This is a genomic window from Lawsonibacter sp. LCP25S3_E2 (genome assembly GCF_052117285.1).
Classification (GTDB): Bacteria; Bacillota; Clostridia; order Oscillospirales; family Oscillospiraceae; genus Lawsonibacter.
Genome location: NZ_JBQKJL010000006.1, coordinates 49,860 through 70,546, shown reverse-complemented (window position 1 = coordinate 70,546; position 20,687 = coordinate 49,860). Strand labels below are relative to the sequence as shown.

At 55.8% G+C, this 20,687-nt stretch carries 18 protein-coding genes; 5 read left to right on the top strand and 13 right to left on the bottom strand.

Going from position 1 to position 20,687, the window contains the following annotated elements:
* The first annotated feature begins 146 nt into the window (after nt 1–146).
* Complete coding sequence (locus ACTQ3R_RS07155) at nt 147–1,679, top strand: recombinase family protein (RefSeq protein WP_441778489.1); 1,533 nt, start codon at nt 147–149, stop codon at nt 1,677–1,679.
* Nucleotides 1,680–1,807: 128 nt separating this feature from the next.
* Here the strand turns inward: ACTQ3R_RS07155 and ACTQ3R_RS07150 are convergent, their stop codons facing one another.
* The 4 genes from ACTQ3R_RS07150 to ACTQ3R_RS07135 all read right to left on the bottom strand — a co-directional run bounded on the left by ACTQ3R_RS07150 (nt 1,808) and on the right by ACTQ3R_RS07135 (nt 4,756).
* Complete coding sequence (locus ACTQ3R_RS07150) at nt 1,808–2,755, bottom strand: collagen-like protein (protein ID WP_441778490.1); 948 nt, start codon at nt 2,753–2,755, stop codon at nt 1,808–1,810.
* Nucleotides 2,756–2,952: 197 nt separating this feature from the next.
* The gene (locus ACTQ3R_RS07145; RefSeq protein WP_441778491.1) at nt 2,953–3,369 is read right to left on the bottom strand and encodes a hypothetical protein; all 417 of its coding nucleotides are present in this window, start codon (nt 3,367–3,369) and stop codon (nt 2,953–2,955) included.
* 20 nt (nt 3,370–3,389) lie between these two features.
* On the bottom strand, nt 3,390–3,695 hold the full coding sequence (locus ACTQ3R_RS07140) for a DUF2089 family protein (protein WP_441778492.1): 306 nt from the start codon (nt 3,693–3,695) through the stop codon (nt 3,390–3,392).
* Between the two features lie 140 nt (nt 3,696–3,835).
* Nucleotides 3,836–4,756, bottom strand: coding sequence for a DMT family transporter (locus ACTQ3R_RS07135; protein WP_441778493.1), 921 nt, complete (start codon nt 4,754–4,756; stop codon nt 3,836–3,838).
* A 70-nt stretch (nt 4,757–4,826) separates the two neighbouring features.
* On the opposite strand from ACTQ3R_RS07135, the gene ACTQ3R_RS07130 reads away from it, so the two are divergent.
* Nucleotides 4,827–5,441: a DNA-3-methyladenine glycosylase gene (locus tag ACTQ3R_RS07130; protein WP_441778494.1), complete on the top strand. Its 615-nt coding sequence runs from the start codon at nt 4,827–4,829 to the stop codon at nt 5,439–5,441.
* A gap of 58 nt (nt 5,442–5,499) precedes the next feature.
* Here ACTQ3R_RS07130 and ACTQ3R_RS07125 read toward each other — a convergent pair whose 3' ends face one another.
* From ACTQ3R_RS07125 to ACTQ3R_RS07105, 5 genes are all read right to left on the bottom strand, one after another.
* A complete protein-coding gene (locus ACTQ3R_RS07125) occupies nt 5,500–7,821 on the bottom strand; it encodes an S-layer homology domain-containing protein (RefSeq protein WP_441778495.1) in 2,322 nt (773 codons plus the stop codon).
* A gap of 233 nt (nt 7,822–8,054) precedes the next feature.
* Nucleotides 8,055–9,302 (bottom strand): ABC transporter permease, encoded by a 1,248-nt coding sequence (locus ACTQ3R_RS07120; RefSeq protein ID WP_441778496.1) that lies wholly within the window; start codon nt 9,300–9,302, stop codon nt 8,055–8,057.
* The gene (locus ACTQ3R_RS07115; RefSeq protein ID WP_441778497.1) at nt 9,299–9,994 is read right to left on the bottom strand and encodes an ABC transporter ATP-binding protein; all 696 of its coding nucleotides are present in this window, start codon (nt 9,992–9,994) and stop codon (nt 9,299–9,301) included. Before ACTQ3R_RS07115 ends, ACTQ3R_RS07120 begins: the two co-directional genes overlap by 4 nt.
* 14 nt (nt 9,995–10,008) lie before the next feature.
* Nucleotides 10,009–11,673: an efflux RND transporter periplasmic adaptor subunit gene (locus tag ACTQ3R_RS07110; RefSeq protein ID WP_441778498.1), complete on the bottom strand. Its 1,665-nt coding sequence runs from the start codon at nt 11,671–11,673 to the stop codon at nt 10,009–10,011.
* Between the two features lie 316 nt (nt 11,674–11,989).
* Nucleotides 11,990–14,533, bottom strand: coding sequence for an ATP-dependent helicase (locus ACTQ3R_RS07105; protein ID WP_441778499.1), 2,544 nt, complete (start codon nt 14,531–14,533; stop codon nt 11,990–11,992).
* Nucleotides 14,534–14,960: 427 nt separating this feature from the next.
* Between ACTQ3R_RS07105 and ACTQ3R_RS07100 the strand changes: the two genes are divergently transcribed.
* Entirely contained in the window at nt 14,961–15,599 is a 639-nt protein-coding gene (locus ACTQ3R_RS07100) for a hypothetical protein (RefSeq protein WP_441778500.1), read from the top strand.
* A 205-nt stretch (nt 15,600–15,804) separates the two neighbouring features.
* Here the strand turns inward: ACTQ3R_RS07100 and ACTQ3R_RS07095 are convergent, their stop codons facing one another.
* Complete coding sequence (locus ACTQ3R_RS07095) at nt 15,805–16,056, bottom strand: AbrB/MazE/SpoVT family DNA-binding domain-containing protein (protein WP_441778501.1); 252 nt, start codon at nt 16,054–16,056, stop codon at nt 15,805–15,807.
* 268 nt (nt 16,057–16,324) lie between these two features.
* Here ACTQ3R_RS07095 and ACTQ3R_RS07090 point away from each other — a divergent pair, with 268 nt between their 5' ends.
* Nucleotides 16,325–16,903 (top strand): nucleoside recognition domain-containing protein, encoded by a 579-nt coding sequence (locus ACTQ3R_RS07090; protein ID WP_441778502.1) that lies wholly within the window; start codon nt 16,325–16,327, stop codon nt 16,901–16,903.
* Nucleotide 16,904: 1 nt separating this feature from the next.
* Nucleotides 16,905–17,423: a spore maturation protein gene (locus ACTQ3R_RS07085; RefSeq protein WP_441778503.1), complete on the top strand. Its 519-nt coding sequence runs from the start codon at nt 16,905–16,907 to the stop codon at nt 17,421–17,423.
* A 46-nt stretch (nt 17,424–17,469) separates the two neighbouring features.
* Here ACTQ3R_RS07085 and ACTQ3R_RS07080 read toward each other — a convergent pair whose 3' ends face one another.
* Genes ACTQ3R_RS07080 through truB form a run of 3 tightly spaced genes read right to left on the bottom strand, consistent with a single transcriptional unit; the run spans nt 17,470 to nt 20,687 of the window.
* Entirely contained in the window at nt 17,470–18,849 is a 1,380-nt protein-coding gene (locus ACTQ3R_RS07080) for a DUF1576 domain-containing protein (protein WP_441778504.1), read from the bottom strand.
* Nucleotides 18,850–18,888: 39 nt separating this feature from the next.
* Nucleotides 18,889–19,797 carry a riboflavin biosynthesis protein RibF gene (ribF, locus tag ACTQ3R_RS07075; protein WP_441778505.1) on the bottom strand — a complete coding sequence of 303 codons (909 nt, stop codon included), beginning with the start codon at nt 19,795–19,797 and terminating at the stop codon, nt 18,889–18,891.
* Nucleotides 19,798–19,811: 14 nt separating this feature from the next.
* Entirely contained in the window at nt 19,812–20,687 is an 876-nt protein-coding gene (gene truB, locus ACTQ3R_RS07070) for a tRNA pseudouridine(55) synthase TruB (RefSeq protein WP_441778506.1), read from the bottom strand.

The following is a 20,687-nucleotide window of genomic DNA, read 5'->3' as shown; positions in this document are numbered from 1 at the left end:
CAAAAGATCTCCGCCCGTCAAGGTTAAAATGAACTGGCTGTGCCAGACCTTGACAAACGGAGATTTTTGAATGGCAGGACATCAAGGGAAACGCCCACCAGTGAGGCGGGCAAGCCACCCACAGAGTAACGAAAGGTTGTGCAGATATGAAAGCTGTAATTTACGCCCGCTATTCTTCCGACAGTCAGCGTGAGGAAAGCATAGAGGGGCAGCTTCGGGAGTGCAAGGAATACGCCGAGCGCAACGGCATAACGGTGTTAAGCACCTATATTGACCGTGCATTGTCCGCGAAAACAGATAACCGCCCGGATTTCCAGCGCATGATTAAGGACAGCGCAAACGGCCTGTTCGATATTGTCCTTGTTTGGAAGTTGGACAGGTTCGCCAGAAACCGCTATGACAGCGCCCACTACAAAGCCATTTTGAAGAAAAACGGTGTTAAGGTGGTATCGGCAAAAGAGGCTATTGCAGAGGACAGCACTGGTATTTTGCTGGAAAGTCTGTTAGAGGGGTACGCCGAGTTTTATTCCGTTGAACTGTCCGAGAAGATACACCGAGGGCAGAAAGAAAACGCCCTAAAGGGGTTGAACAACGGCGGCGGTATTCCGTTGGGGTATGTGTTGGGAAGTGATAAACGATTGGCGGTTGACCCCATGACCGCGCCCGTGGTGTTGGAGATTTTCACCCGCTATGCCGATGGCGAAACCGTCCGCGCTATCGTGGAATCTCTCAATGAGCGAGGGTTGCAGACCAAGCACAACAAGCCGTACAGTTTAGGCAGCTTCAACGCCATCTTGAAAAACAGAAAGTACATAGGCGAGTATCGGTATCAAGATGTAGTTATCCCCGGCGGCGTTCCCGCCATTGTTCCGCAGGAACTATTTGACCGGGTACAAGCACGCATAGCACGGAACAAACGCGCCCCGGCTATGAGTAAAGCGGATGAAGCCTTTTTGCTGACAACGAAGCTGTTTTGCGGCAAGTGTGGGCGGCTGATGGTAGGCGAAAGCGGTACGAGCCATACCGGGAAGAAGCACTACTATTACAAATGCGGAAGCGCAAAGCGGAAAACTGGCTGTACTAAAAAGGCGGTAAAAAAGGACTGGATAGAAAATCTGGTGGTCGAGCGTACCATGCAAATGATATTTGATGATACAACGCTTAACGCAATCGCAAGTATGGTGCTTGATGTACAAGCGCGGGAAAATACCTCTCTGCCCGTTCTAAAGGCGCAGTTGGCGCAGACCGAGCAAGGCATACAAAATATGTTGAACGCCATTCAGCAAGGAATTTTCACCGTGTCTACAAAACAGCGGTTGGAGGAACTGGAAGCCACCAAGGAGCAGTTGACAGTCAGCATCTTACAGGAAGAACTTCAAAAACCGCACCTTAGCAAAGAGCAGATTTTATTTTTCCTGCAACGCTTCCGCGCCATTGATACCACCAAGCAGGAGCAGCGGCAACGCTTGATTGATAGCTTTGTCAATGCGGTTTATGTGTACGATGATAAAATCATTCTGACCTTTAACTATCAAGACGGAACGGAAACAATCACTTTAGACAATATAAACGGTTCGGATTTGGAAGCAGGGTGTCCACCAAAAAGAAAGACACGCTTTTTAGCGTGTCTTTCTTTTTGGGTTTCGGCGGCTTTGCCGCCTTCACCCTTCCGGGATTGAAATGCTCGAGGTCGGCAGAGCCACCCCTGCGCAATTCTCCGCTCCGAATTTATGGCGCAAAAGCGCCGCCGGCCAGAAGGCCGGTTTGGTACGCCGCTCTCCGGCCAGCGTCCCCTTTTTCGTTTCCCTCAAAGGGGCCGGTTCAGCTTCAAAACCGTCACGTTGATCTCCCCGTCCGTGGCACTGCTGGAACTGGTGAAGGTTAGGCTGAACTGCGTGGCTGTCGGTGCACGAAGAATAAGATAGGCCGAACCGCAGGCACTGGAACCCTCCGTGCTGGTAGCAAAATAGATTCCAGTCTCCAGATGAGAGGTACCATTATAAAATGGGGTAACCTGCATATAGCTGGCCTGACGAAAGAGACAGGAAACTTTATAGGAGATGAGATAATAGCCCGGTGCCAGACCAATTTTTGTCACATCCGGCTGCGTGATATTTCCCGTAGTGTCCCTCACATCGGGCAGCAGGACGATCTGAGTGCCGTTGCTCATGGGATATTGGGTGTTGAGGAAGGAGGCAAAGCTGTCCTGTGGAGCCTCTCCTGCAGGGCCGGTGGGTCCGACCTCCCCCTGCGGACCCGCGCCACCTGGTATTCCCTGGGGACCAGTTGGGCCAGTTGGACCGGTTTGCCCCTGGAGACCTGTTGGCCCGGTGGGACCAATCACTCCCTGGGGACCAGTCGGTCCGGTAGGACCCATTTCCCCCTGGGGCCCGGTAGGTCCGGTAAGGCCCATCTCCCCCTGGGGGCCGGTAGGTCCGGTAAGGCCCATCTCCCCCTGGGGGCCGGTAGGTCCGGTGGGACCATCCTCTCCTGCGATGCCTGTACGCCCATCAGGGCCAGGCGGCCCGGTAGGTCCGGTGGGACCAGTTTCTCCCTGGGGACCGGTGGGGCCGGTGGGACCATCCTCTCCTGCGATGCCTGTACGCCCATCGGGGCCAGGCGGCCCAGTAGGTCCGGTGGGACCAGTTTCTCCCTGGGGACCGGTGGGGCCAGGCGTACCTGTCTCCCCTGGCTCTCCCTGGGGTCCAGTAGCTCCTGCAGGACCTGTTGGGCCAATCTCGCCTTGAGGGCCCATAGGCCCGGTAGGCCCCCGCAGTTCAGGTGAGAGCACCCAGCAAGCCCAGAATGGCGGCTCGGGGCAAAAACCGTCTGGAGGCATTTTATGGTGGTTCACAAACGCTTCCCTGCCTTTCCTCTTTTTCTTATTCTATGGTCAAGGGTCCGGCAGAGTTCCCAAAAAATCCGCCGCCGAAAATTTCGGCGGCGGATTTTTTATTCCAGGTCCTCTATTTTCATTCGTTTCAGGTCATCTTTAAAATCCCGGCGGTTTTTGTAATACAGCCAGATCCCGCCAAACACTACCGTTGGGATGTTGCTCACCAGAAACATTCCCGCCAGGGCACCAATATCCCCCGGAGTGATAGGCTTCGCCTCTATGTACTCCTCTTGCACTACGTTCCCGTACTCGTCGGTAACTCTCATAGCCCCTCCGCCAACGCGCTGGAAAACACCCAGACTCAGCACCAGAAGGAGCGATACCACAAGGGACAAGACGGGCAGAATTAACCCTAGCTTCCGACTCTTTCTGCACAGCCATACCTGGAGCACCACCAACAGCGCAACTGGCAGCAGCAGGAAAAATAGGCTCATCATCAGGCTGAGCCAAACCAATGGACTTGCAAAGGACATAGTCTCCTCCTTCCCCACCCTCACAGGGGCGGCTCTCCTTTTGTCTTCTTATATTCAGAAATAAGCAGCTTGGCGGTGTCAAAGTCCAGCCGGTCACTCACCGCCAGGCGCTTGATGGTGGCAATATAGGGATCGGCGGCGGTGTCTTCCCCAATTTTGATCTTCTGAATGAGCCGGTCCAGCCGCAGCCGCACCGTAGGATAGGTCACCCCATATTGGGCAGCTACCTCTTTCAACGATCCGGAAGCCAGAATAAACTTTTTGATGAAGGCAATGTCCTCCTCTTCCAAATTGACCATCCAGTCGGGCAGCATCTCCAGTGCCATTTTGTCCCCTCCTTTCTCTGTGTCCTCAGTATACACTTTAATTTTATTAAAGTCAATCTTTAATTTTATTTTTCGTTTTCTTTTTAATTGTTTATATATGGCAAAAAGATCCCGCCGGAAGTCCGGCGGGATCTTTAACTTCAGTTTTTCGATAAGGAGATGGACTTCCCTTCTGAAACGGTCTTTTTCCGCAAAAACGCAAGCTTTGTCTCCGAACACACCACGGCCACAAAGATCAGTGCAAAGCCTATCAGCAGTCTCAGGGTCACAGGGTCGCCGTAGAAGATAACGGAGAACAGTACCCCAAACACCGACTCCAGAGACAAGATCACAGAGGCCGAAGCGGGGTCAGACCACACCTGGCCCACATTCTGGAAGAGGAGGGCTACCGTAGTGGCCATGACGCACAGATAGGCAAGGGGCAAATAGACTGCCGGGTCCAGGAGTGCAGCGCCGGGAAAATCCTCTGTAAGCAGGCCGCCGATCCAGGCATACAGGGCGGTAAAGGCAAATTGAAACACGGTGAGGATGGTAATGTCCTTGCCCGGAGAGACCTTCTCCACGGCCACAATGTGGCTGGCATAAAAGACGGCGCACAGCAAGGTGAGCAGATCTCCCACATTGATGGACAACTGTTCATTGAGCGATACCAGTCCCACTCCGGCCACACACAGCACTGCCGCAGAGATGTTGTACCGGTCTGGGCGGCGTTTTACCACTGCCCAGGTAAAGAAGGGAACCAACACACAGTACACGGCCGTGAGAAAGGCGTTTTTGGAAGGCGTAGTCAGCGCCAAGCCAAAGGTCTGGATGGAGTAGGCCAGAAAGAGAAAGCCCCCCATTACAGCCCCCCGCCACAGGTAATCGGGGGTAAATTTCTTCCAGCGTTTTCCAACAATAAGGGCCAGCAGCACCGCCCCAGCGGTAAAACGCAAGGCCAGCAGAAAGAACACAGGGATGACATCCAGGGCATTTTTCATGATAAAAAAGGAAGTACCCCAGATGATGGCAGCGGCAAAAAGCATGGGCTTTGCCAGAAGGTGCATGGTTTTAGGGGACATGGACTTCAACTCCTGATTGAAAAGTAAACGCCTGATGTGGTACTATGGAAAAAAACGCAGGGAGGGCAATATGGAACCTTTACCGAAAAGCTTTTATGACCGTGATACCGTGGAGGCAGCCCAAGCCCTTTTGGGGCAATATCTGGTACGCTCGCTTCCTGATGGGACCGAGCTTATCTGCCGGATCACGGAGACCGAAGCCTATGTGGGACGAATGGATAAGGCCTGTCACGCCTATGGCTATAAGCGCACCCCCCGTACAGAGACTCTGTTCGCGCCTCCGGGAACGGCCTATATCTACCTTATTTACGGCATGTATCACTGCCTCAACTTCGTCACGGAGTCTGAAGGAGAGCCCTCCGCTGTGCTCATCCGAGGGGTCCAGGCGGTACAAAACGGAGATATTATAGCAAAAAACCGCTTTGGCCGCAAGATGGAAGCCCTCACTTCTTACCAGAAAAAGAATTTCCTCAACGGACCCGGAAAGCTCTGCAAGGGCCTGCTCCTCACCCGGAACGAAAACGGATTGGATCTGACAAACAAGACAGGAGGTCTCTATGTCTGCCCCGGCCCCAGTCCAAAGGAAATTTTTGTGGGCAAGCGTATTGGCATTGACTATGCTCAAGAGGCAATCGACTTCCCCTGGCGGTTCTGGTGTGAATCAGACGATACAATCCACTCATAGCAGCAAAAAGGGCGGGCCCGTTGGGGCCCGCCCTCTTGTATCAAAGGGAGGTATCTCTTCAGCCAGCCGTGATCACTCTCACCTGCTTGCCGATGGGATCAATATAGATAGCCATAGTATCGGCATAGGCCTTCATGGCGTTGACCCGGTCGCGGGCCTCACTCTGGGTAAACCAGCTGCCCAGATCATTGCGGTTTCCGCTCATGCCGCCATAGCACTCCACATCGTCTGCCACGCGGTAGTTGGTACCGCCCACAGAGACGTACAGATCGCCCTGGCTCTCAAAGAAGTCCTTGCCTGTGATGCCCACCATCTTGGTCAGCTGGAGCACATCCCGGATGAGCAATTCGCCCTTCTGGCTCTCGTAGGTAACAATACCCACAATATCGCCGGTCTTGCCGGAGTAACCAGCCTTTTCACCCAGCTTGAGATTGCCGCCTACGCCGCGCATGAGGGACCACTGGGTCTTGGGATCATCCTTGCTACCTGTGGTGATTCCGGACATCATGCCGTATTCATAGGCGTTGCCAGTGACGTTGTCCAAGACCAAATAATCCACCATGTTCGCACTATTCAGGTGGTAACCAGCAATCTGGTTGGAGGGGATGCTGCCCATAGCCAGATCGTTCAGATCGATCTCAGCAAGCGCGCTGGTAGTGACCTTCTCATAAATGCGCACGCTGTTTAACACCGTGTAGGAACCCAGTGTCATCTCGGCCACATTGAACGTGCCAGGCACCCGGTTTTCAGACAGGCGGCTGACGTTCAGAACCTTACTACCCATGGAGAAGATCACCAGCTGGCCCTCTACGCTGCCGGCACTGCCGTTGATGGTCCCCTTCAGGTCCATGGTGCTGCCATTGGGCAGGAATACCTTCGCCGCACCATCTTCCACAATACCCACTGCGGTGGAACGGGTATCCGCACCGGCCTTCGCCATGCCGGCCACCTTTCCGTCGGCGGTGAGCAGCAGAGAAACTGTGTCACCCAGAGTGAAGTCCTTGGTGGTGTTCCAGGCACTCTCCAAAACGGTAAACTCATTGCCCAGGGAGGTAATGGTCTTGGGCGTGTTCACAGTGGGCTTGGCATCCTGATAGGTACAGGTAATGCGCAGGTCGGAGACGATGAGGGTATTGCTTAGCTCGTCATAGGTAACCACATCATAGGGTCGGATATCCGAAAGCTTGATGGGCTGACGGTTCTTGATGATGTTGAAGTTGGTGGCACCACCGGTAAGCTGGTGGAAGGTACCCACCGTGGCGTTGCCCATCACCACCACAGCTTCTGTGCTGGCGGAGGTAGTGGCGCCCACAGCATAGATAGCGACCACCTTGCCCCGCTGGGTGAACATGGTCAGCTGGGTACCGGAGTAGAGGGTCTCATAGCACTCCAGATAGCTCTTACCCTTCTCCTGGTCGGAGGTGAAGACAGGAGTATCACCGGAGATAGTATACTGCTGTCCGCCGCCCTTCACATAGCCGGGCTCGGCATCTCCGGTGAGGGTAATGGTCACCGGCGTACTGTCATCAGGGACAAAGGTAACGATTTCCTGGTTATCATTGACCATCAGCGTGCCCCGACGGCCCTGGAGGGCGGTGGGGGCCACATTCTCCACCTTGGGCACATAGGTGCCGTTGGAGGTACGCACCGCGCCCATGACCTCACCGGTGTCGGTGGCCACGTTCACCGCCAGGATCACCGTGTCCTCCTTGGGATCACCCAGGGTGCTATAGTACTCCTTGCCCTCATTGGTCTTACAAGTCAGGGCATTGACAAAGAGCTGGGCGGCATGGGCACGGGTAAGGGGCTGGTTATAGTCCTGGGGCAGGCCATCTCTCAGACCGATGGAATCGGCCAGATTCATATAGCTCTGAGGCCACAGGGCACCAGCCTGGGCGCTGGTATAGCCCAGCATACGGATGAGAATGGTAACCGCCTGAGCCTGGGTAATGGCCTGGTCAGGAAGGAAGGTCCCATCTCCCATGCCAGTAATGAGAGGAACCTTCTTGTCCTCTCCCTCACTGATGGAAATGCTGGAAGCCAGGTTGATGTAACCCCTGGCCCAATGAGAGCTGGGCACATCGGTAAAAATGGTGCGGGTGGAATGGATGGCCACCTCACTGGAGCGCTGCATGAAGCTGACCACCATGGCACAGAACTCACCACGGGTAAGCTGGCTGGTGGGATTGAAGAAGTTGCCGCCAGTACCGCTGACCACACCCATAAGGCGCAAAATATCGGCGTTGACGGCGGTGTTGCTGTCCTGGACATCCAAGAAGGAGGAATTCCCCGCCGCCTGGGCCGGCGCCGCAAGGGGCGCAGCCAGAGCCAGGGTCAGCACCCCGGCCAAAAGGCCTGAAATCAGTCGTTTTTTATTCATTGTTCTATCTCCTTATATCTTCCGGTCTTTTCATACATCGCAGAGGCCCGAAAGCCCTCCCGCAGGGAGTTTGCGCCCGCAGGCGCAAATCAATTGCAATCTGTTTTTTCGGCGGCTCTGCCGACCGAAAAAACACTTCTCGCAAAAGACTTCCCGACAATTTCAACGAAATCGAGGGAAGGCTTTTGTGCATCCCTCTCAAACCGGCGGTTCGTCCGCCGGTTTGAAGTTCCTCAGTCTGCCCGCAGGGCCACCACCGGCTGTAGACCGGAAGCCTTGACGGCGGGGTACATACCGAAAATGATACCCAAGGCCACCGAAATGGCCGCGGCTCCCACTGTGACGCCGGGACTCGGGATAAGGATGATCCCAAAGGACAATTTGCCCACAATGAGGGTACCCACATAGCCTACCCCAATGCCGAACAATCCGCCGATGCCGCAGATCATAGCCGCTTCAATGAGGAACTGCACAATAATGCTCTTACGTTCCGCACCGATGGCCTTTCGGATACCGATCTCTCGGGTGCGCTCGGTAACGGTGACCAGCATGATGTTCATAATGCCGATGCCGCCTACCAGCAGGGAGATGGCGGCGATACCGCCCAAAAATCGCTGCTGCAGGGCAGCGGCCTCATTCTGGCTGTTCTGCCAGGTTTCAGGAGAATTGACCGAGAAATAGCCGTTATTCTCATTGATGAGACCACCAAGATAACCATTGAGACTAGTCACCACAGTGGCGATGTCATCCGAACTCTTCACCTTCACCACATATTCCTCAATGGGCCGATTTTGATTGAAGTACCGGGTCATGGTGGAAGGAATCAGGATCATCCGGTCTTTACGTTTGATCTCGTCCAGAATCCACTGGTTATTCTCACTGGTACCCAGGTTCTTCCCCTGCGCCTTACTCTGGTAGATTCCTACCACCCGGAACGGAATCCCGTTGATGGTGATGGTCTTGTCCAGGGGATCGGCGAAGGCAAAGATCTGCTGGGCAGCCTCGGAGCCTAGGACGCACACCTGGTTGAGCTTTTCAATATCCAGGTAGGACAGCTCCCGGCCACGGGCAATTTTAAAGTCGTTGCAAAGCCCATACTGGTCGTTGCCCATATAAATATTTATACGGGTGTTCCAATCCTCACCAGTGAGTGTTTTGGACTCATAAGAGATTTTGGTGTCACTCCACACGCTCCCGTTTGGTGTAACGCCCACCACATGGTCACTCAGTCCCAGACAGTAATCATAGAGGGCTTGTGATACATTGATGGAGGAGTTCCATGTACTGGCACTTACCTGGACGGTATTGGTACCCATACTCTCATAGTAGGCCTTCATAGCAGCGTTTTGCCCCTGAGCATAGGATACCAAAATGATCACTGCCGCCAGGCCAATGATAATGCCCAACATGGTCAGGGCCGAGCGGCCCACGTTGGAAAAGATGGATTTTGCGGCCATTTTGACCGCCTGGCCCAGCTTCACAGGCCCACCTCCTCTCTGGTTCCGTCGGCCACGATATGGCCGTCGGAAATGCGCACCACCCGGTGGGCAGTGGCGGCAATGCCATTGTCGTGGGTAATGAGAATAATGGTGGTACCCTCCTCATTGAGGGTATGAAGGATCTCCAGCACATGCTTGCCCGTTTTGGAGTCCAACGCGCCGGTGGGCTCGTCAGCCATGATAATGGGCGGGTGGGTGGCGATGGCCCGTGCAATGGCCACACGCTGCTGCTGGCCGCCGGACATTTCCGAGGGCTTATGCTTCCACCGGTCGGCCATGGCCACCTTCTCCAAAGCCTCCATCACCAGTTCCTCCCGCTTCCACAGGGGTACCCCCTGGTAGATGAGGGGCAACTCCACATTTTCATAGGCGGTGAGGGCGGGGATCAGGTTATAGCCCTGGAAAATGAAGCCGATTTCCTTGTTCCGGATCCGGGCCAGCTGCCGGTCGGACCGGTCGGTGATGTCGGTGCCATCCAGAACATAGTCCCCATAGGTGGGGATGTCCAGACAGCCCAGAATGTTCATCAGTGTGGACTTACCGGAGCCGGAAGCTCCGATAATGGCCACAAACTCCCCCCGGTCGATGTGCAGAGACACCCCGTCCAGGGCCCGGACTTCACTTTCCTTACCTTCGTTATAAATTTTGTAGATATCTTTGATTTCAATGAGCATGGCCTCACCTCGCCTTAGCCGTAGGCCTGCTCGACCAGGAAGTTTACAAAGACCTCCTCGTCTCCGTTGAGGCCGCTCTTGATTTCCACGTTGTAGTTGTCGGAAAGGCCGGTCTCCACTTTCACGGGATAGTAGCCGTCCTCGGGAGAGGGGTACTTGGGCAGTTCACCGGGCATGGGCTCGGGGATCTCCAGATCCACAGCGTTCTCCGGCTTCTCCTCGGCGCGGATAAAGACCACGGAGTAGGTGGCACCCTCTGCGTCGTTGACGTACTTCACACTCTGCATGGGGACCATCATACAGTCGTCAGACTGGCTGGTAACGAAGGAATAGTCCAGATACATACCCGCCAGCAAAGAACCGTCGGCGTTGTCCACGGTGAGGGTGACGGGGTAGCTGGTCATGCCGTTGCTGCTCTCAGCCTTGGCCATGTTGATGGAGGAGACGGTGCCGATAAATACATTCTCGTTCCAGTCCTTCAGCTCCACCATGAGCCCAGGCTGCACAAAGGCGATGTTCCGGTCGTCCACGCTGATCTCCACTACCATGTTGGTGGTGTTGGAAATAGTAATGACGGTGTCACCGCTCTTCACCTCGGTGCCGGGCACCAGGGTGCAGGAGGTAACGGTACCATCGATGGGGGAGACGGCGTTGAAGTTGTCAAACTCCTTCTGGGCCTCATTGACCTCCTCCTGCTTGGCGCGGATCTTCTCGTCAATGGTGTCGGAACCCAGGTACAGAAGGGGCTCTCCGGCAGAGACATTGGCATAGTTCAGCAGATTGCCGATTCCAGTCACCGGGCCCTCAGCCTTGGCGGTGATGGTGCGGATCTCATAGAACTCCGTCTTGCCGTTCTGATAGGGATAGATGGCGCTGCCATCAGAGGCGGTAAGCATGGCGGAGGCATCCATATCAGCGGTCAGGGTGCCGGGATTGTCAAAGACGATAACCACCTCAAAGTGGACCGCTCCTTCCGGAGAGATAAAGCTCACCTTATTGATCTCCTCCACCTTGCCGGTATAGGACTGCATCACCGCGGGGATGGAGACCTGGACGGACTGGCCTACGGAGATATCATGTTCATAGGCGTAGCTAAAGTAAAGGGAGAGCTTCAGCTTCTTATCGTTGACCAGGGTGGCAATTTCCTGGCCAGTGGATACGGGCTGGTCCGGCTGGAACTCCTTTACATCCTGGAGCTTGCCGGCAAAGGGGGCCCGGACGGTAAGGTTGTTGGCCTGCTCCAACAGGTCCTTCAGTTCCGAGTTCAGGTTATCCAGCTTATCCTGGGCTTCCTTACTGCTGATGGTATAGAGGGGCTGGCCGGCAGTGACCACATCGCCCGCTGTTACAAACACTTCTTCTACCATGCCGCCGGCGGTAAGGGTGATAGCGGCGGACTCCTTTGCCATGGCGTTTCCGCTGCCGGTGACCTTGCTCTGGATGGAACCGAAAGAGACCGGCGAGCTCTGAATCTCACTGTTCACCTTCTGCTGTTTCGTCAAAAACTGGTAGAGAAACACACCGCCCACAGCCAAAGCCGCCACCACGACCAGGGCGATGATCATATTTCTTGTCTTTCTGGGACTGCGCTTTTTGGCGGGGAGCTTTTTCTCTGGAACGGGAGGCTGCTGGCCTGCGCTCGTCTCCTGCTGAGGTACCTTCACTTCCACTTCTGGCATTTTGATTTCCTCCTAAATTGATGGTCCGTCCCTTCCCCGATTTGGGAGAACAGGACCGGACTGACAGGGATTGTCTATCATAATTCATTATAGGTCAACCCCCTTTGGGAAACAACCACCGGTCGGTTACAAAATGTTTAAGATTCTCTTAATAATCCCCCTGCAATTTCTGAAGTTCCGGGCTCCTTTTGAATAACCCTACAAAAAACCTCCCTTTTATTTGTGCGAAATGCCGGTGTCTTCCCGGATGGCAGAGAGACCTCTATGATAATAGACGAAGAAGCCGACCCAAAGGTTTCGGCTTCTTCCATATTTTTTAAATTTTTTCCATCTGGGCAGCGGCAAACTTGAGCATCAGCCGCTTTGTACCCACGTTGTCAAAGGCGATCTCCACCAAGGTATCTCCCCCGGTGGGCTGCACCGAAAGGACCATTCCATTTCCAAAGGCCTTGTGGCGCACTTGGTCTCCCTTCATCAGCTTCAAACCCGCTGCGTTCCCCTGGGCCTTTCCTCTTCCAGTGGGGGCAGCGTAAGAGGAGGCCACAGTGCGGCCCGCTCCATAGGCAGTTCGGCTGGCAGAACGCTCAAAGCCCCCATAGGAAGCCGGACGCTGATCAAAGGAGCTGCGTCCCCCATCATAGTCACGGCGGCCAAAGTCCCCATAGCCCTCATAGCCGGAGGTCCGGCTGGACACGCCGCCCCAGCTGCCGTCCTCCCCACTCAGGTAGGAACGGCCGGAGCGCTCCATGTGCTCCGGAGGAATCTCGTCGGTAAAGCGGGAGGGTCGGTTGGCACTGGTGCGGCCGAAGAGCATACGCTGCCGGGCACAGGTGAGATAGAGCTCCTGCCGGGCCCGTGTCATGGCCACATAGCAGAGTCTTCGCTCCTCCTCCATCTCCTCCATCTCACCGATGGCACGGATACCAGGGAAAATCCCCTCCTCCATCCCCACAACAAAGACCACCGGGAATTCCAGACCTTTCGCCGCGTGCATGGTCATCATCACCACGCAGTCCTGGTTGGGGTCGTGGCTGTCCAGATCGGTATACAGGGCGATTTCATCCAAAAATCCGTGGAGGGCATCTGAAAGGCTCTCCTCCGGATCAGCCCGGTTCTCCAGATAGCCGTTGATGGAGGTGAGCAGCTCCCGCACGTTCTCCAGACGGGTGCGGTCCTCCACGGTGTTCTTGCTCTCCAGCATGACTGCGTACCCGGTGCGGACCAGCAGTTCCTCATAGAAATCGGCCAGGGAGAGCTTGTTCTCCTCCAGCAGCTCATGCAGTCCCTTGATCAGGGCGGTAAATTCCCCAAGCTTCTTGCCCGCGCGCTCCAGCTCCGGGTACATCCCCGCGTTGTCGATGACCGCATAGAGAGAGGCTCCCTCCCGCCGGGCGATCTGGGCCGCCCGCTCCACCGTGGTGTTGCCAATCCCTCTGGGGGGATTGTTGATGATTCGGGTAAGGCGCAAATCGTCTTCCGGGTTATTGAGTACCGCCAGATAGGCGATCATGTCCTTCACTTCTGCCCGGTCAAAGAACCGGGTGCCGCCAATGATCCGGTAGGGGATGCCGTTTCGTTTAAATGCCTGCTCCAACTGATTGGACTGGGCATTCATCCGGTAGAGCACGGCATGGTCCTTCCAGGCCCGGCCCTTGGAGAAGTTCTCCAAAATCCGGGCGGCCACATACTGCCCCTCATCGCTCTCGTTCATAGCGGAGTAGAGCTTCAGCTTCTCCCCCGCCCCGGCCTTTGTCCACAGCTCTTTGCCCTTGCGGCCCTGATTGTTGCGGATGACGGCATTGGCCGCATCCAGGATGTGGCCGGTAGAACGGTAGTTTTCCTCCAAACGGATGACGCGGGCCCCCTTGTACTGCTGTTCAAAGGAGAGGATATTTTCAATCGTGGCTCCCCGGAAGCGGTAGATGGACTGGTCGTCATCCCCCACCACACAGAAGTTTTCATATCCCCCCGCCAAAGTGGAGGCCAGGAGGTACTGGAGATTGTTGGTATCCTGGTACTCATCAATGAGCACATAGCGGAACTTTTTCTGATAATATTCCCGTACCTCAGGAAATCCCTGCAACAGACGTACCGTATGAAGGATGATATCGTCAAAGTCCAGGGCGTTGGCCTCCCACAGCCGCCGCTGATACTCCACATAGATCTTTGCGATTTTAGAAAGGCGGAAGTCTCCCGCCTTCTCGCACTGGACCAGATAGTCCTGGGCCAGAAGCAGCTGGTCCTTGGCTCGGGAGATGTACCCCAGCACCGACCGTGGTGGGAACTGCTTTTCATCCAGGCTCAGATCCTTCAGGCAGTCCTTGATCACCCGCAGGGAGTCATCCGTATCATAGATTGTAAAGGAGGAGGAGAACCCCAGCTTCTCAATGTCCCGGCGGAGAATACGCACACAGGCGGAATGGAAGGTACTGGCCCAGACGTCATTGGCGGCAGGACCCAGCATGTTGCTGAGCCGGTCCTTCAGCTCTCCGGCTGCCTTATTGGTAAAGGTGATGGCCAGAATGGTCCAGGGGGCAGCGGGGTCCAGGCGGCACAGCCGCTCCTGGCGGAGCTTATCTCCTTCTCCCGTCTGGGCATAGCCTTCCAGAAAGATCAGGTCTTCCTCCCCAACGAAGCTGGGGACTTCCATACTGTCCGACCCCCGGCCATACTTCATTAAATTGGCAATCCGGTGAATGAGCACCGTAGTTTTGCCGCTGCCCGCCCCCGCCAAAAGGAGAAGGGGGCCCTCCGTGGCCAAAACGGCCCTCTGCTGCTCCGGGTTAAGGCGGGAAAACTCCCGTGCAATGGCCCCCCGGCGGGCCCTGGCAAAGCGCAGCTGCTGCTCTTCTGTAAGCATAGGTCAAACATCCTTTATCTTTGTCATTTCAGTACCCCTTATTGTAGCGAAAATCCTCCCAGCGGTCAACGGGGTTTTGCCGCCAGGGCTGTCCCTTCCCCGGCGGCATCCGCTTCCACAAATTTTCCCATCCCTGGGAACCTTTTTTTATCCACTGCGTCTAACTAATCGAAAGCAATCCAAACCTTCCGGAAAAATCCCCCAGTCTCCGTCATATCCTCCGCTGCGCCGCATATACTTTCACTGTGGACAGCCCCTGTCACCATTCAACATCCGGTGGCACACTCCACAGACGGCACAAGATATGGGCAGAAACCCTTTGCTACTGAATTGTAACTCTTTCTTCACCAAGTCGTAATGGATTCGGTAAGATGGTAACAACTTTTTCTGCTATACTAATGATACAAACAGGAAAGGAGGTCTTCTCATGAAAAAATTGCTGATGACCGCTTTAATCGCTTCCCTATTGGTGCTCCCTCTGGGCACTGTGGCCCTGGCCGACCATGAGGAGTCCCCCATGGAATCTGTCCAGTCCGTTCAAGACTACATCCCCGGCGATGTCCCCGCCCAGGTGGATGCGGAACAGTCCATGGCCCCCGCTCTTCACGCTGTAATGCTGGCCATGATGAACCACAATCTCACCACCTTTGACCCGGACAACACCGCCCTGAGCTGGGAAAGCCTCTACAACATGCTCTCCCTCTACGGCCAGTTGGACAACCGTTCCGAGTATCAAAACAGCGACACCCTGCTTCTCCTGTCTGAGACCGTACGGGACTACACCGCCGCTCTGGATCTGTCCTTTGATGATCTGGGCCCTCTGCCCCAGGATCTCAGCGACCGTATGACCTACGACGCCGCCTCTGACAGCTACCAGGTGGTTTGCGGCAACAACGATCAGGCCCGCTTTGAGATCCGCCAGAGTGAGACCATCGGCAGCACCGTTAAGCTCTCCGGCGCCCTGGTATACCTGGCCGACGGTTCCGACCTGGGAGAGTTTGAGGCCACCCTCCAGAGCCGGGACAATATGTTCGGCTACGCCATCACTTCCTTCACCATGAAGTAAGTTCATAAAAGAGCCGTTCCGGCGGAAGGAATCTCCTTCCGCCGGTTTTTTATCCCGACATACAGAGAAAAAGCTATGGAGAATTTCCAGAAGAAATTCTCCATAGCTTTTTTATCCTCATAAAGGCCCTCAGGCTCCTCCCTTACGCTTCGGGAACAACCGGCACAAAAGGTCTCTTTCTCCATCTGCGGGAGAAATGGCGGTCTTACTTGTTGAAGAGCCCGCCCATCTCCTGAAAACACCGGGGGCAGATGTTCTTTCCCCGAAACTCGATAATATCCTTCTCACTGTCGCAGAAGATGCAGGCCGGCTGAAACTTCTTCAGCACGATGGACGAGCCATCCATGTAAATCTCCAAAGAGTCCTTTTCCTCAATGTCCAGGGTGCGGCGCAGCTCAATGGGCAAAACAATGCGTCCCAGTTCGTCCACCTTTCGGACAATACCAGTGGATTTCATATTATGACGCCTCCTTCTCTCTGTTCGCAAGCGCCCCCTGAAACACGGCTTTGAGGAGGGCTACTTGGGCGTGGATTTTTACACCTTTATTGTACAAATAATCAAATATCATGTCAACAGTAAATATCGGTCAAAAGGGAGGGAAAAATGTAAATTTTTCTTGCAAAAGGGGGATTGAACTGGATTTTTTTGTAAATTTTTGGTTTCTTTACCGTCATGCTTTTCCAGTAATTTCCGTATGGATAACCAAGCAAAGGAGGGGTTTTTTATGACAATGACCGTGATCTGGACCGGCATGGCGGTGGTAGCGGTGGTATGCGGTATTGGGACGGGCCGGGGCGCGGAGGTGTCGGCGGCCGCGGTGGAAGGGGCTGCGGCTGCCGTGGAGCTGGGGCTTTCCATGGCGGGCATGCTGTGCCTGTGGTCGGGGGTAATGGAGGTCATGCGCCAGTCAGGACTGGCCGAAAAGCTATCCAAGCTGCTGGGGCCGGTGCTCCGGCTGCTCTTCCCCCTGGAACGGGGAGATCGCGCCGTGATGGACAGTATCTCCGCCAATGTATCCGCCAATCTCCTGGGACTGGGCAATGCCGCCACCCCTCTGGGGTTGGAGGCAGCCAGACGTATGGCCCGGAAAAGTCCCGGTATCGCTTCGGACAGCCTGTGCATGCTGGTGGTGTGCAACACCGCCTCCCTCCAGTTGATCCCCACTACAGTAGCCGCGGTACGTGCGGCGGCCGGGTGCCAGACCCCTTTTGACATCCTGCCGGCGGTGTGGCTGGCCTCGGCACTGTCGGTGGGAACGGGCGTAGTGGCCTGCAAGGTGCTGGCCAGGCTATGGAGGAACTGAAATGGAACTCTTTTTTACCATGCTGGTGCCCCTCATTTTGGCAGGCGTTGCGCTCTATGCCGCACTTCGCCGGGTGGACGTCTACTCCGCCCTATGCCACGGAGCAGGCTCGGGGCTAGAAACCCTGGTGCGGGTCCTCCCAGCCCTTGTAGGGCTTATGACGGCGGTCTCTATGCTCCGGGCCTCCGGGGCTCTGGAGTTGCTCTCCGCCGCTCTCAGCCCCGTTCTGGAGGCAGTGGGGCTGCCTGCTGAGCTGCTGCCCCTTATGCTGGTGCGGCCGGTCAGCGGCTCGGCCGCCCTGGGTGTGGGCTCGGAGCTCATCCAAACCTACGGTCCCAACTCTGACCTGGGAAGGACGGCGGCCGTGATGCTGGGTTCCACCGAAACCACCTTTTACACCATCGCCGTCTATTTTGGCGCCGCCGGAATTTCCCGCACCCGGTATGCCGTCCCTGCCGCCCTGTGCGCCGATCTGGTGGGATTTTTGGCGGCAGCCTGGGCCGTCAGGATGTTATTCTAACCGATAAAAAACAGACACCCGCCTCAAACGGCAGGTGTCTGAAGTTTTATTTTTCCAGTTCTTCGGTGATCTCGTGGGGCTCGGGTGCCACCACAGGCTCGTCGTGCTCCAACTGATCGAAGTAGTCCTCGTCCTGAAGCACCGGCTTGCGGTGCTGGGCAATGGCCATAATGGTGGGATAGAGAACAATGGCAACAAGGCCGCCGGAAAAACCGTTATTGTAGAGGTTCATCCCCGCCACCGGTGAACTGGTATACAGCACCACTGAGGAGTGAAGAAACCCGGCGATCACCCCGTAGGGCCAGCCAAAATAGCCGGAAATGGGGGCCAATGTGGTGCAAAACAGGCAGGCCAGCTGCACCGCCGAGTCACTGAGCTCCCAGTGCATAACCAAACTTCCCAGAAACACCCCGGCCATCACGGGAATAATATTGCATGCATGTTTGCCAAAGGCAGAAAACCCCATAATGGTAAGGATTCCTCCCACGGTGGGACCATTCAAGTCGCCGCCCCCCAGCAGGATAAAGGACATGCCGATCAGGCCGTTGACTCCCATGTTGATGAGCACCGGAGCGGGGCCGAACATACGCAGATAGTCACTGGGAGCCCGGCCGCTGGTCAAAAGCAGCCGGCGGTAGCCCGCCCAGGCGGCCCACACGGGCTTACCGCTGAAGAACAATCCTACCACAATAAGTCCCAGGCAAAAGATGGTCAGCATAAGGGCAAACAGCTGGTTATATCCGCTGGCCCAGCGGTAGTGAAGGGTGGGGTCCGCCCCCAACGAGGTCATAAGGGGAACACAGACAAAGGCCAGAAGGCCGCAGGCAAAGCCTACATTGTAGAGGTTCATGCCATTTTGGATTCGGTACGTATAGGCGGCCAAAGGCGGCATGACAAAACCGATCGTCAGCCCCACAAGGGCTCCCCAGAAGGGGTTGCCCCAGCCGTTATCCAGTGCAATGTAGCTGACAATGGGGGCCAGGGCGGTGGCCATCAGGCCAATGCCCGCATAGCTGCCCACAGGCTCCTTTTTTATTTTCGCGTACAGCCAGGAACCAATCAGGATGGGCCAGATGTTTACCAGGTTTTTTCCAAACAGGGAAAAGCCAGACATGAGGCCAATCTCGACCAGGGTCATGCCGTTGAGCACATCCCGTGACAGGTACAGCACACTGATGGTCACGGCGGTAACCAGGGCGGAGTTCACCAGCGCAGCCCCCGGTCCGGCCACCAGGACGTAGTCGGTAATGAGGGCATCCTCCACCATAATGATCCGGGTGAGTCCGGCAAAAATGTTCTCTGGGGTGTCCAAAGCAAAGCCGGTGATCAGGGTGAGAACCACAAAGGCCCACAGATAGGGAAACATCTTGTCATAGCGGGCTGGATGGTCATGGTGGAGCAGGTGAAACAGGTCTCGGTTTGGCATAGGCGCTCTCTCCTCCGGCATGATAGTAGGCGGGCTGTGTCAACCTCGCCGCTTGAAAAATTCCCGTGTCTGCTGGGCGTTGCGTCGGATCTCGTCGGCCAGGGCCTCCATGGTGGGAAACTTCCGCTCTCCCCGCAGGCGGTGGTAAAATTCCATGCGCACCTGGTGTCCGTACAGGTCCCCGGAAAAGTCCAGAATAAACCCTTCTACCGTCACGCTGCCGTCGTTATTCTCCACCGTGGGCCGCACACCCACGTTGGTCACGGCGCTGCGGCACTCCCCGTCAAACCACACCCGTGTGGCATACACACCAAAAGCAGGGACAATGACCCCCTCGGGCACCCGCAGGTTCACCGTGGGAAAGCCCAGGGTGGAAGAGCCGATCTTCTTGCCGTGGGTCACACGCTGGGTGAGAATGTGGGGGTGGCCCAAAAACTCCCCCGCCCGGTCCATTTCTCCCTGGGCAATGAGGGTACGGATGTAAGTGGAAGAAATGGTAATACCATCCTGCTCCACCTTTCCGATGATCTCGCAGCCGATGCCCAGCTCCTGGCACTTTTCCTGAAGCCGCTTTGGATTTCCCTTGCCCAGGTAGCCAAAGTGGAAGTCATGGCCGGCCACCACGTGGACCGCACCCAGCTCCTCCACCAGATAGTGCACGATGAAATCCTCCCAGTTCATGCGCTGCATAGCATCAAAGGAAGCCACAATGACCTCCTGAATATTGTACCACCGGCGCATGAGCCAGATCCGGTCCTCCACCGAGCTGAGCAGGGGCACTTTCTCCCCGGTAATGGCTCCGCCAGGGTGACGGTCAAACGTGAAGGCGCAGGGGACAGCCTCCAGCCGGTCTGCGGCAGCGGTCACCGCCCGCAGAAGGGCTCCGTGGCCCAGGTGCACTCCGTCAAAAAAGCCCAGGGCGATCACACGTTTGGGTTTGTTGGGCATAGTTTCTCTCCTTCTCACACGCTGAAAAAGCTCTTAATGGTTTCCAGTTTTTTTCCGTTCACACGGCTCAGAGCCAAAAATTCTTTGTTTTCTCCATACACCCGGCACTCCCCGGAAAATCCTGGAGACTGCGGAAGAATGACGGTCATGCCGTTTCGCACCTTTTTCTCCAGGTCGGCCGGAAGGATCAGCATAGGACGTCCGGCAAAATAGGCATCCACTGGAAGCAGCAGTGCCGCCGGGTCCTCCGCCTTCTGGACCTCTTCCAGGGTCACCGCGTCCTCCAGGATAAAGCCCGCAGCCATAGTACGCCGCAGACTGCTCATGCATCCTCCACAGCCCAGGGCCTGCCCGATGTCGTGACAGAGGGTACGTACATAGGTGCCTTTGGAACAGCGCACCCGGAGAGTGAAATCCGCCTCTCCCTCCCGGCTCTCCAGCGTGAGAGAATGGATGGTGACCGTTCGGGCAGGACGCTCTACCTCCCTGCCCTTCCGGGCCAGCTCATAGAGCTTTTTTCCATTGATCTTGATGGCGGAGTACATGGGAGGAACCTGCTGGATTTCCCCCCGAAACTGCTCCAGAGCCTGTTCAAGCGCCTCTTCCGTCACCGAGACGGGGTGCTCCTCCAGCACTTCTCCGCTGGTGTCCTGGGTGTTAGTGACAAGCCCCAGCCGAAGCCCGGCCACATACTCCTTCTCTCCCTCGCCGGCAAATTCCACCGCTCGGGTGGCCCTTCCCACAAATACGGGAAGTACCCCAGTGGCCATGGGGTCCAGGGTACCGGCATGTCCAATGCGTTTTTCCCGAAAAATGCCCCGGAGCTTGGCGCACACATCCATGGAAGTCCAATCGGATTGTTTATCAATTACGATGATCCCGTTTGGCAT